Annotated in this window: 6 protein-coding genes and 1 pseudogene; 3 read left to right on the top strand and 4 right to left on the bottom strand. The window is 64.7% G+C overall.

What is annotated here, in order from left to right; genetic code table 11:
• A pseudogene (locus RIB52_RS12095) lies at nucleotides 1-1,878 on the bottom strand (hypothetical protein); the annotation flags it as partial.
• 275 nt (nucleotides 1,879-2,153) lie between these two features.
• Entirely contained in the window at nucleotides 2,154-3,521 is a 1,368-nt protein-coding gene (gdhA, locus tag RIB52_RS12090; RefSeq protein ID WP_350175863.1) for an NADP-specific glutamate dehydrogenase, read from the bottom strand.
• 400 nt (nucleotides 3,522-3,921) lie between these two features.
• On the opposite strand from gdhA, the gene RIB52_RS12085 reads away from it, so the two are divergent.
• The 3 genes from RIB52_RS12085 (at nucleotide 3,922) to RIB52_RS12075 (ending at nucleotide 10,755) form a co-directional block, all read left to right on the top strand.
• On the top strand, nucleotides 3,922-5,676 hold the full coding sequence (locus RIB52_RS12085; RefSeq protein WP_350175861.1) for a BCCT family transporter: 1,755 nt from the start codon (nucleotides 3,922-3,924) through the stop codon (nucleotides 5,674-5,676).
• A 347-nt stretch (nucleotides 5,677-6,023) separates the two neighbouring features.
• The gene (locus RIB52_RS12080; protein ID WP_350175859.1) at nucleotides 6,024-8,678 is read left to right on the top strand and encodes a TonB-dependent receptor; all 2,655 of its coding nucleotides are present in this window, start codon (nucleotides 6,024-6,026) and stop codon (nucleotides 8,676-8,678) included.
• A gap of 82 nt (nucleotides 8,679-8,760) precedes the next feature.
• Complete coding sequence (locus RIB52_RS12075; RefSeq protein ID WP_350175857.1) at nucleotides 8,761-10,755, top strand: tetratricopeptide repeat-containing sulfotransferase family protein; 1,995 nt, start codon at nucleotides 8,761-8,763, stop codon at nucleotides 10,753-10,755.
• Nucleotides 10,756-10,758: 3 nt separating this feature from the next.
• Here the strand turns inward: RIB52_RS12075 and RIB52_RS12070 are convergent, their stop codons facing one another.
• Nucleotides 10,759-11,097 (bottom strand): tRNA-binding protein, encoded by a 339-nt coding sequence (locus RIB52_RS12070; protein ID WP_350175855.1) that lies wholly within the window; start codon nucleotides 11,095-11,097, stop codon nucleotides 10,759-10,761.
• Between the two features lie 46 nt (nucleotides 11,098-11,143).
• Nucleotides 11,144-12,454: an oxygen-independent coproporphyrinogen III oxidase gene (gene hemN / locus RIB52_RS12065; protein ID WP_350175853.1), complete on the bottom strand. Its 1,311-nt coding sequence runs from the start codon at nucleotides 12,452-12,454 to the stop codon at nucleotides 11,144-11,146.
• Nucleotide 12,455: the final 1 nt, after the last annotated feature.

The raw sequence follows: 12,455 nt of genomic DNA, 5'->3' as shown, positions 1-12,455 counted from the left end.
CGCCGTCCCCTCGGCCCGCGCGAGGAAGCCCGCCGCCGTGCCGCTGACCCCGGTCTCGGTGACCTGCGCCCCGTTGCCGAAAGCCGAGCCGTTGCGCGCGAGAGCCGCCGCATCCTGCCCCACCGCCGAGGCGCCCTCTTCGCTCGCCTGCGTGTCGACGCCGAAAGCGATGGAATTGACACCCGTCGCCTGCGCGCCGTCGGTCCCGCCGTCCGCTCCGTCGCCGCCGATCGCGATGGCGCCGGTCGCGGAGGCGTCGGTGGCGCTGCCGAAGGCGATCGACTGGGCTGCCGATGCCGCGCTGCCGATCCCGATCGCGACCGCGCGGTTGACCGATGCATTCGCGGCTTCGCCCATTGCGATCGCCTGGTCGGCCGCATTCGAGGCCCGGCCTACCGCCGTCCCTCCGGCTGCGGCGCTGGATTCATTGCCGATCGCCAGCGCGTCGTCACCGGTGGTCGTCGCATTGCGCCCGATCGCGGTCGAACCGATCCCGTCGGCGGTCGAGAAATTGCCGATCGCGATCGAATAGCTGCCGTTTGCCTCGGCCCCGTCGGACCCGCTCGCGCCGCCGCCGATGGCGATCGAGTAGTTGCCCGAGGCGCGCGCGGAAAAGCTCGACGCGGCTCCTCCGCCAAGGGCCGTGGCATAGATGGCTGTCGCCTGTGACAGGGCGCCGACCGCCGTTGCAGTCAGAGCCGAAGCAACGCTGTCGCGCCCGATGGCATGCGCGCGCGTTTCGGTTGCCTGCGCGTCGGTGCCGACAGCGAGCGAGCCGATGCCCGAAGCCGTGGTGTTGGTGCCGAGCGCGGTGGACTCGGTCAGGCTCGCCTCGGCACCGTAACCGAGCGCTGTGCTCTCTGAGCCGGTAGCGTTCGCATCCGCACCCACAGCCGTGCTTTCGAGCCCGGTCGCCTGCGCGCCGAGGGTATCGCCATCATCGCCGTCACCGCCAATTGCGATGGCACCGGCACCGGTCGCACCCGAGTTCCGACCGAGCGAAATTGCATCATCGGCATCGGCGTTGGCTCCGCGGCCCAGCGCAATGGCGCCCGTCCCACCGACATCGGCGCCCGAGCCTACGGTAATGGCGTAGTCGAAATCGGCCAGGGTGTTCGCACCGACGGCAATGGCCTCGGCTCCGGTCGCTTGCGAGTTGACCCCGATGACCGTCGAAATGAAACCAGACGCGACGGTATCTCCACCGACGGCGATCGCACCGGCTTCGCTCGCGGTCGCACCTTTGCCCAGCGCGCTCGATTTGAAGGCCGACGCCACGGCATCGCCGCCTATCGCCACGGTTTCATCCCCGGTGGCCTGAGCGCCAAGGCTATCGGCATCCTCATCGTCGCCGCCGATGGCAACGCTCCCGGTTCCGGTAGCATCGCTCTGCGCGCCGACCGCGACGTTGCCACGCGCGACGGCATTGGCATCGGCTCCCAACGACACGGCGCCTTCTCCTCCGACATCCGCGCTCTGGCCGATCGCGACGGCATCGACAAAGTCGGCGATGGCACCCTCGCCGATTGCCAACGACCGGTCGCCGCTAGCGACCGAATCCGCTCCGATTGCAGTGGAATCGATACCCGTGGCCGTGGCGTCATTACCCAGCGCAGTCGCTTCGTCTTGTGTCGCCTCGCTGTCTGCACCGATCGCGGTGGAGAATGATCCGGTTGCCTGCGCATTCCTGCCGCAGGCAACGCGCGCGTTCACGCCGTTGGAATTTGCCCCCAGATCAGTGTCGATACCGCTATCTGCATCGCCGTCATTGTTGGTATCGAGCAGGCAGTCATCGGCGCGCGCCTGCTCCACGGGCATGAGCATCGAAGCGCCGATGCCAAGCGTGAGCGCAGTTGAAATCAGCAGTGACTTTTTCATTTCAATTCCCCTTCCAAAAGAATGAAGGGGAGAACGGCTCGCGACCCGCGACCCGCGACCCGGTTTTCGCACGCGGCGAAACTCAAATCGAATGTCTTGCCATGCTCCCCGCTCGAACCGCCGTTGCGGCATGGTTAGCTTAGCCCATCGTGATCGGGATTGCTTGTCGAATCCCGCCAATTGATTGCCCGTTCGATCGTCGCGCGCGCGAACCGCTCGCCCGGCGTTCGTCGCAAGACGGGGCGGTCCTGCCCGAAGACAGCGGAAATACGGCCTCAAACCACTCCGAAAGCCAGCATCGCGTCGGCGACCTTCTTGAAGCCCGCGATATTCGCGCCTTTCACGTAGTCGACATAGGCCGCTCCGCCCTGCGAGCCCTGGCTGCCATACTCGACGCATTTTTCGTGGATGCCGTCCATCAATTCGGTCAGCATGTCGCCCAGCCGCTCCTGGTTCCAGCTGATGCGCTCGGCGTTCTGGCTCATTTCGAGGCCGGAAACCGCGACCCCGCCGGCATTGGCCGCCTTGCCGGGGCCGTACATGATCTTCGCATCGTGAAAGACCTTAACCCCGTCGAGCGTGGTCGGCATGTTCGCGCCTTCGGACACGGCGATGCAGCCGTTCTCGACCAGCGCCTTGGCCTCTTCCTCGTTGAGTTCGTTCTGGGTCGCGCAGGGAAGGGCAAGGTCGGCCGCCACCTGCCACGGCCGCGCGCCTTCGTGAAAGCTCGCATTGGGATAGTGGTCGGCATATTCGGAAATGCGCCCGCGCGTGTGGGTCTTGTGGTGCTTGACCCAATCGATCTTTTCCTGGTCGATGCCGTCGGGATCGTAGATGAAGCCGCCCGAATCCGACAGGGTCAGCACCTTGCCGCCGAGTTGCACGATCTTTTCCGCCGCATGCGTCGCGACATTGCCCGAGCCGGAAATGACCGCCGTTTTGCCATCGACATCCTGGCCGGCATGCTTGAGCATGTTGCGCAGGAAATAGACCGCGCCATAGCCGGTCGCCTCGGGCCGCATCTGCGAGCCGCCATATTCGAGCGCCTTGCCCGTCAGCACGCCTTCCCAGCGATTGGTGATGCGCTTGTACTGGCCGAACATGTAGCCGATTTCGCGCCCGCCCACGCCGATATCGCCTGCCGGCACGTCGATTTCCGGGCCGATATGACGGTAGAGTTCGGTCATGAAGCTCTGGCAGAAGCGCATCACCTCGCTGTCTGACTTGCCCTTGGGATTGAAGTTCGCACCGCCCTTGCCGCCGCCCATCGGAAGCCCGGTGAGCGAATTCTTGAAGGTCTGCTCGAACGCGAGAAACTTGAGGACGCTCTCGTTCACGCTCGGGTGAAAGCGGATGCCGCCCTTGTAGGGCCCGATCGCGTTGTTGTTCTGCACCCGCCAGCCGCGCTGGACGCGGATATTGTGATTGTCGTCCTCCCAGCATACGCGGAAGGAGACGACGCGGTCGGGTTCGGCAATGCGGCGCAGGATCTGCGCCTCGTGATAGCGGACCTTGTCATCGATGAATTCGTAGATGTCCTGCGCGACCTCCTGCACCGCCTGGATGAATTCGGTCTGCCCCGGATTGCGCTTCTTCACCCCGGCCATGAACTGGTCGAGATCGACGTGATCGGATACGGCCATGCGCCTGCCCCCTCTCCTGTTTGCGCGCCTTCGCCCGGCGCGCACATGCTCCCCCTTTCGTTATCCTCCCAAGTCGTGCCCTATGCAAGCCGAGTCCTGCAAAATGGCGCGTCGATACAAGCCCGCCTCGGCGATCTTGCGCCGTGAAAGGGTGGCCCGCCCGGAACCGGGGCGGTCCGGCGGGGTTGCAAATGTTAGTGGTCGCTTTAGGAAGGTGGCTCACACTTCCGCATGCGCAGGGTAGCGGGAGCGCGCTTTTTCGATGCGCTCCCCTTGCAACGCGGCCCCGATTTCGGCCGCAGCCCTGCCTCACACGAGCAGCGGAACGGGCTCTGGCAGCCATGTCGGCAACGTAAGACAAGCGTCGCCTGCGCCGGGGCCGTTCCGGGACGGGAACGCGATGAGCAGCAGGGCCGGCGAAGCATCGCCGCAGATCAGCAACGAGGCGAAAGACCAGGCTATCGAGGACGCCGACTGGCCGATCGACCCGCCGCTCGTCGATCTCGAGATCGATACCCATGACCGCGGTTTCTACGAGGGGTTCAGCCGCGAGGTGACGATCCCGGGCAAGGTGATCGTCTCGTTGCTCATCATGTGGGCGATCTTTTTCCCGGTCAGCGCGAACCAGACGCTCACCGCCGCCAATTCGACGATCATCGCGACGTTCGGCGGGTGGTATGTGTATCTCGTCGCTTTCCTCGTCGTCACCAGCCTTGCGCTTGCCGTCGCTCCCGGAATCGGCAGCCTGCGCATCGGTCCGGCCGACGAAGCGCCCGAATTCAGCCGTTTCTCGTGGTTCTCGATGCTGTTCGGGGCGGGAATCGGGATCGGGATGCTGACCTATTCGACCGGCGAGCCGCTGGCTCATTTCGTCACGAATCCGGACATCATCCGCGGTACCGTCGCCGCGCAAAGCGCTGCGGCGGTGCGGCCGGCCTATATGTACACCTTCCTTCACTGGGGGCTCGGTGCATGGTGTACCTATGCGCTGGTCGGGCTCGCGATCGGCTATGTCGCGCATCGGCGCGGTCTCCCCCTGACGATCCGCTCGGCGCTCGTCCCCCTGTTCGGGCGAGTCATGGAAGGGCCTTTCGGTCACGTGGTCGACATCGTCGCGGTCGTTGCGACGATCCTCGGCGTCGCGGTGACGATGGGGCTGGGGGTCGAACAATTCATCGCCGGGCTCGCGCGGCTGGGGCTGGGCGACTGGCTGCTGGCGGGCGACGGTTCGGCCTCGGCGCTTGCGATCATCGTCTCTCTTGTCGCCCTGGTCGGGGCCTCCACGATCAGCGCGCTCTCGGGTGTCGGGCGCGGGATCAAGTGGCTTTCCAATCTCAACATGGGGCTATCCTTTGGTCTGCTGGGGCTGTTCGTCGCTTTCGGGGCCGGGCTTTACGGGCTCGAATTGCTGGGTGTCGGGCTGTGGGACTATATCCGCACCCTGCCGCAGCAATCGCTCACCATGCTGGGTGGCGACGGTAGCGAGACGGGCGCGGCGCTGCGGCAATGGCAGCTCGACTGGACGGTGTTCTACTGGGCGTGGTGGATCGCCTTCGCGCCTTTCGTGGGCATGTTCATCGCGCGCATCTCGCGCGGGCGCACGATCCGCGAATACATCCTCGGGGTGACGATCGTGCCGTCGGTGATGTGCTTCATCTGGATGGCGTTGGTCGGCGGGACCGCGATCGAGCTCGAACTGTCCGGGATAGCCGAGGGGCGCATCGTCGACGCGGCGATGTCGGACCAGCTCTATGCCACGCTGGCCGTCCTGTTCGACCCGGGCTTTGCCCTGTTCGTTTCCGGCCTCGTCGTGTTGCTGTTGATGACCTATCTCGTGACTTCGGCGGACAGCGCGATCCTGATCGTCAACACGATCAACGGCGCGGGCGACGACGAGGGATCACGCCGGTATCACATCCTGTTCTGGGGCGCGGCGATCGGTTTCGTGGTCGGTTCCATGCTGATCCTGGGCGGGATCGACGCCATCCGCATAACCATGATCATCGGCGCGCTGCCGTTCTCCTTCGTGGTCGCGGTGATGTGCGTGGCGATTCTCAAGGCGGTGACATACGATGTCATCCGTAAACGGCACGGCGTGCCGACGACGGCGCAGGGCTGCGAGGAATGGGCGGAGAGAGCATCTCCCGCCGAATGACTTGGCCCGGCATCGTCCTTATCGTGAAAACAAGAAAAATGTTCTTGTCTTATGATGAGCGACCCGAGGTGCGCTGTAAATTCTTTGAGAAATCACTTCCTGACTTGCAGGCGTGAAAAAGAAACTTCGCTCCAACACATAGAAAACTCCGAAAACTCGCCACTGTTGTGATTTTGCAACATGCGCGAGGGTGTTTTTTACAATTGTGGGAATGCCTGTGGCATCCCTTCCGCGACCTTGTTAGCGACCGTTTCCGCAGGCGCAGTGCTTGATTGCACGCGCCGATTACTGGGCCATGTTGCATATCCGCATCCATGCCCTGCTCTCATTACGCAAAGGGGTTACACATGATGAAATTCATCGGCGGCGCGTCCGCCAGCGCGCTTGCAATTGCCGCCGCGGCACCGGCCGTGGCGCAGGACGCGGCGGCTCCGGCCGAACAGAGCGGCCAGCGCGAAGGCGGGGTCCAGGCGATCATCGTCACCGCGCAGAAGCGGACGCAGGATCTGCAGGACGTGCCGATTTCCGTCTCCGCCATCGGCGAGGAACAGCTCGACGAACTCAATATCAGCACGTTCGACGATTATCTCGAACAGCTGCCGACCGTCACGGCAGGCGGCACCGGGCCGGGCCAGAACCAGATCTACATTCGCGGCCTCGCCTCGACCACGCCGAACCTGACGACGGCGGGCGTTGCGGGCCTCGCGCCCAACGTCGCTTTCTATCTCGACGAACAGCCGCTCGCCCAGCCGGGCCGCAACCTCGACGTCTACGCTGCGGACATCGCGCGGATCGAGGTGCTTTCGGGCCCACAGGGCACGCTGTTCGGCGCCAGCTCGCAGGCGGGCGTCGTGCGTCTCATCACCAACAAGCCGGACCTTTCCGGCTTCGATGCAGGCTTCTCCTCCAGCGTCGCCTTCACCAAGGGCGGCGAGGAAAGCTATTCCGCCGAAGTGATGCTGAACGTGCCTGTCACCGATACGTTCGGCCTGCGCGGCGTGGTCTATCTCGACGACCAGGGCGGCTATATCGACAACGTGCAGGGCACGCGCGACCTCACCGAAAGCGCGCGTTTCCGGCCCGAAGGCACGGTCCGCGCGAACGGCGTTCCGGTCAATGCCAACCGCGCCGGCTTCCAGTCGACCGCCGACCTGTCGGACGTTACCTTCCTCGAGACGAACAATTCCGGCCTCGTCGAGGACGATTTCAACGACACGCAATATTCGGGCTTCCGCGTCACCGCCTTGTGGGAAGTCACCCCCGACTGGACCGTCACGGTCGCCCATACCCGCCAGAGCCTCGAGACCGACGGCGTGTTCTTCGCCGATCCGGAGCTGGGCGGGCTCGATGACCTCGAAATCCAGCGTTACGAGGACGACCGGCTCGAAGACGACTTCTCGAACACCAGCTGGACGGTCGAAGGCCGTCTCGCCATGCTCGATGTCGTCTATACCGGCGCCTACACCGAACGCAGCACCGACCAGCGCGTCGACTACACCGATTACCTGTTCGTCGGCCAGTACCTGCCCTATTACATCTGCGACGGGTCGGTGAGCTATCCCGGTGCGGCCGATCCCAGCGGCACGTGTCAGGAGCCGAACCTCTACGTCACTTCGGACAGCGAGCTGCAGGTCTTCACGCAGGAACTGCGTTTCTCGACCCCGGAGGACTGGCCGGTCCGGGTCACTGCCGGCGGCTTCTATTCCGATCTCGAACTGCTCGAGCGCAATGACTTCAACTATCCGGGCAATGTCGATGCCGCACCGTTCGGTGGCTTCGCGCCGAACTTCCCGTTCCCCGGTGCGTTCAACACCGATGCGGGCCCATTCCCGCGCGACACCGTGTTCCGCAACGATATTCGCCGCACCGACGAACAGTTCGGCATTTTCGGCGAAGCTTCGTTCGACATCGTGCCGGACCTGCTCGAAGTCACGCTGGGCGCGCGCTATTACGATATCGAGGTGGACCTCGAAGGCGGCGCCAACGCGACCTTCTGTAATTCGAGCGGCGTTGACGAAGACGCCTTCGGGACGAATATTTCCGACCTCTATGACGGCGACGGGAATTTCTTCTTCAACCTGTCGTGCTCGGAAGCGCTGAGGCAGAACTTCACGCTCGACGATACGCTCGCCGACATCCAGGCGGCGGGTCTTTCGGCGGCGCAGGCGCAGCGCGTGTTCAACTCGGTCCGCGCGCCCGACGTGGCGGCGACCAGCGGGACCATCCTCAAGGGGACGGTGACGCTGACCCCGACGCCCGACACGCTGTTCTACGCGACCTATTCGGAAGGTTTCCGTCCCGGCCTGCTCAACCGTCCGGGCGGCGCTCCGGGTCCGAACAACTTCACCGTCCCGTTCGAGCTGGAGACCGACGAGGTCGACAATTACGAAATCGGCTGGAAGCTCGACCTGATCGACGGCCAGCTGCGTTTCAACGGCAGCGCCTTCTATGTCGACATCTCGAACCTGCAGACGACCATCTTCGACCCGTCGATCACCAACCTGTTCTTCTCGGCCAATGCCGCCGATGCGGAGATCTACGGGGTCGAGGCGGACTTCACCTACGCGCCCTATGCGGTGCCGGGTCTGACGGTCGCGGGCGCCTTCTCGATCCTCGACACCGAGGTGACCGAGGTGCTCATCCCGACCAATGACGTGGTCGAGGGTTCGGATCTCGCCTTCGCGCCGTCCTTCCAGGGCAACCTGCGCGTGCGTTATGAATTCGCGGCGACCGACACGCTCGATGCCTACGTGATGCCGCAGGTCACCCATTCGGCGTCCAAGTTCACCGACATCATCGAGATCAACAAGCTCGAGCTCGACAGCTACACGGTCTTCGACCTGTCGGCGGGCGTGAAGAAGGACCAGTGGACCTTCGAGATCTTCGGCGAAAACCTGTTCGATGAACGGGCGCAGATCTCGGGCAACTTCGTCAACGACCGCGCGCGGATCGTGACGAACCGTCCGCTGACGATCGGCATGCGGGTGAACTTCGACTACTGATCGAAGGCACACGCCAGACAATGCGGCGGGGGTGGACACCTGTTCACCCCCGCCGTTTTGCGTGTAAGGCGCGTGAGGTATCATGGATAGCGAGACGACCACCCGCGAGGCGCAGCTGAAAGCCGCGCAGGACGCGATGAAGCAGGGCCGCTTCGACGAAGGGCTGGCGGCTGCACGCGCATTGCTGGACGCGGATCCGGGCGATGGCGAGGCGCTCTATCTCGCCGCAGTCGCGGCGCGCTATCTGAAGGATTTCGAGGCTGCCCAGGGCTTTCTCGAAAGGCTTCATGCCGCAAGCCCGGAATATGGCCGCGCCTGGCAGGAAGCCGGGCATCTCGCGCTCGCACGCGGGAGGGAGGCAGAGGCGCTTGCCGCCTATGCCCGCGCCACGCGATTCAACCCCGCACTGGAAGCAAGCTGGCGCGAACAGGCACGGTTGCTCGCCGCGCGCGGGCGCAAGGGCGAGGCCGAGGTCGCCGCCCGCCAGCAGCAGCGGGTCGCCCGCCTGCCGCGCGAACTTCTCGCGGTGACGAACCACCTTGCCGAAGGCCGGCTGCTGCGTGCCGAGGAAATCTGCCGCCATTACCTGCGCACGCATCCGCAGCGCGATGCCAACCACATCGAGGGCATGCGCCTGCTGGCGAAGATCGGGATCGAATTCGGCGTGTTGGAAGAGGCGGAATTCCTCCTTGAAAGCGCTCTCACCTTCGCCCCCGACGACGTGCAGTTGCGGCTCGATTACATCGATGCCCTGCGGCGGCGGCAGAATTTCGCCCGCGCGCGCGAGGAGGCGGAAAAGCTCTACGAACGCGATCCGACAAGCCCCGTCTTCCAGTCGCGCCTTGCGATCGAGAGCATGGCAGTAGGCGATTACGCGCGCGGGCTGGACCTGTTCGATGCCGTGCTCGAAAAGCTGCCGCACGACCCCGCCAACCTCACCAGCAAGGGGCACGCGCTCAAGACCACCGGCGCCCGGGACGAGGCGATCGCGAGCTATCGCGCTGCGATTGCGGCGAAGGGCGATCACGGCGATGCGTGGTATGCGCTGGCGAACCTCAAGACCTACAGTTTCAGCGAGGACGAACTCGCCGCGATGAAGGAGCAGGCCGGGCGCGCGGACCTTTCCTTCATGGACCGGGTCCACATCGCCTTCGCGCTCGGCAAGGCGCACGAGGATCGCGGGGAATATGCCGCCAGTTTCGCAGCTTACGAGGAAGGCAATGCGCTCAAGCGCGCCCAGACCCGCTACAGCGCCGATGCCATGAGCGAGGAGCTCTCCCGCCAGCACGAGGTGGTGACGCGCGACCTGCTGGAAAGCAAGGCGGGAGCAGGGCATGACGCGCCCGACCCGATCTTCATCCTCGGCTTGCCGCGTGCCGGGTCCACCTTGCTCGAACAGATCCTCGCCAGCCACAGCCAGGTCGATGGGACGTTGGAACTTCCCAACATCCTCGCGCTTGCCCACAGGCTTCGCGGAAGGCGCCTCGGCGAAAACCGCTACCCGAGTGTACTTGCTGAACTAACCCCCGAACAGTTGGAGAAGCTGGGCCGCGACTTCATCGCAAACACCCGCATCCACCGCGCGGGCGCGCCCTTCTTCATCGACAAGATGCCGAACAATTTCCGGCATATCGGCCTCATCCACCTCATCCTGCCCAACGCAAAGCTCATCGATGCCCGGCGCGATCCGATGGATTGCTGCTTTTCTGGCTTCAAGCAGCTTTTCGCCGAAGGGCAGGAATTCACCTACGGTCTTACCGAGGTCGGGCGTTATTATGCCGATTACGTGAAGCTGATGGAGCACTGGGACGAGGTCCTGCCCGGCAAGGTCCTGCGGGTGCACCACGAGGATGTGCTCGACGACCTCGAGGGGCAGACCCGGCGCATGCTCGATTATCTCGGCCTGCCTTTCGAGGAAGCCTGCCTCGACTTCCACCGGACCAAGCGCGCCGTGCGCACCGCGTCGAGCGAACAGGTGCGCCAGCCGATCAACCGCCAGGGGCAGGGCGCGTGGAAACCGTTCGAACCCTGGCTGGGCGAACTCAAGGACGCGCTGGGCGACCTCGCGCCCGAATGAGCCTCAGGCCAGGCGCGCCCCGTCGGGCACGTCGCCCTGCGGCGCGGCAAGCACGATCGCCCCGTCCTCGTCCGGAAAGCCGAGCACCAGCACTTCGGACATGAAGGGCCCGATCTGGCGCGGGGGAAAGTTCACGACGGCCATGACCTTTCGCCCCACCAGCCCCTCGGGCGTGTAATGGTCGGTGATCTGGGCACTGCTTTTCCTGCGGCCGATATCCGGGCCGAAATCCACCACCAGCTTGATCGCGGGCTTTCGCGCTTCGGGAAAAGTCTGCGCCTCCACCACCGTGCCTGCGCGGATATCCACGGCGAGGAAGTCGTCGATCGTGATCGTCTCCATGGCCGCGCAGCCTAGCCTGCGGGGCGGCGGGCGCAAGGCGCGCGCGTCAGATCGCCGAACTGAACTTGTGTTGGGTCGTTTCGCGATAGGCATCGAACAGGGCAGCGATCACGCGGGCATAGGGAAGACCTTCCTGCGTGATCGCCAGCTCGAGCCCGTCGAGGCGGGCAAGGCCCCGCTCGGTAAAGGGGTGAAGCCGGGATTGGGCCTGCGCGAAAAGGCAGGGCGACAGTTCGACCTTGCCCCGGCACAGCAATTCCTCGATCAACCGGGCTCGCATCCGGTCCTCGGGGCTGCGGGCGATGCCGACAGCGGCGGAGAGCTTTCCCTGAGAGGAGAACATGCGGTAGCGCCCGTTGTTCTTCTCGTTCTGCGCGATCAGGCCGGGAAAGCCGCTGATTGCGCTTGAACCCATGCCGATCAGCACGTCGCTCGGATCGCAGGTGAAGCCCTGGAAATTGCGCCGGAGCGTGCCCTCGCGGGTCGCCAGGGCCATCGGGTCGGAGGGCAGGGCGAAGTGGTCGAAGCCGACCGGCTCGTATCCGTGCCCGGTCAGGAAGGCAAAGCCTTGCTCGGCCATGGCGAAGCGTTCTTCGCCGCCGGGAAGATCGCTCGCATCGATCATCTTCTGGCGCGGGACCATGTGGGGGACATGGGCATAGCCGAACACCGCGACCCGGTCCGCGCCCATGGCCCGCGTCTTTTCGAGGCTGTCGCCGAGATCGCCGCGCGTCTGGCCGGGCAGGCCGTACATGAGGTCGAAATTCATCGAGGTCACGCCGGCGCTACGCAGCCAGTCGATGCTGCGCGCAATCAGGCTATCGTCCTGCTCGCGCCCGATGGCTTTTTGCAGATGAGGTGCGAAGGTCTGCACCCCCATGCTGGCGCGGGTGATACCGACCCCGCCAAGCGTGCGACCCCATTCGGCCGTCATGCTGCGCGGGTCGAGCTCGATCGACCAGTCGGGATTTGCGAGCGGGAAGTGATGGTGAAGCGCGTCCACCAGTTCGAGGAATTCGCGCGGCAGAATCGCATTGGGGCTTCCTCCGCCGAACGCAACCCGGCGCACCCGCGCGTCCGCGGGCAGCAGGCGTGCGACCACCGCGATTTCCTCGTGCAGGGCGGCAAGATAGCTTTCGACCCGGCTGCGCCGTCCGGAGGCACCGGTATTGCAGCCGCAATAATAGCAGATCGTCTCGCAGAACGGGATGTGGAGGTAGAGCGAGATGTCGCCGCTCGCCCCTTCGATCGCGCGCTCGATCGCTCCGGTGGGAAGGGGGCCGAAATCGGCCGCGGTCGGATAGCTCGTATAGCGCGGGACGGGCTTGGCGAGCAGGTCGGGGTGATAGGTCCACATG

The organism is Erythrobacter sp. (genome assembly GCF_040217515.1).
Taxonomy (GTDB): Bacteria; Pseudomonadota; Alphaproteobacteria; order Sphingomonadales; family Sphingomonadaceae; genus Erythrobacter.
This window is presented reverse-complemented; position numbering and strand designations above follow the sequence as displayed.

Excerpts from the sequence above, each read along its gene's own strand:
- RIB52_RS12080 (WP_350175859.1), top strand. The coding sequence starts at position 6,024 with ATGATGAAATTCATCGGCGGCGCGTCCGCCAGCGCGCTTGCAATTGCC.
- gdhA (WP_350175863.1), bottom strand. The coding sequence starts at position 3,521 with ATGGCCGTATCCGATCACGTCGATCTCGACCAGTTCATGGCCGGGGTG.
- RIB52_RS12075 (WP_350175857.1), top strand. The coding sequence starts at position 8,761 with ATGGATAGCGAGACGACCACCCGCGAGGCGCAGCTGAAAGCCGCGCAG.
- RIB52_RS12070 (WP_350175855.1), bottom strand. The coding sequence starts at position 11,097 with ATGGAGACGATCACGATCGACGACTTCCTCGCCGTGGATATCCGCGCA.
- RIB52_RS12085 (WP_350175861.1), top strand. The coding sequence starts at position 3,922 with ATGAGCAGCAGGGCCGGCGAAGCATCGCCGCAGATCAGCAACGAGGCG.
- hemN (WP_350175853.1), bottom strand. The coding sequence starts at position 12,454 with ATGTGGACCTATCACCCCGACCTGCTCGCCAAGCCCGTCCCGCGCTAT.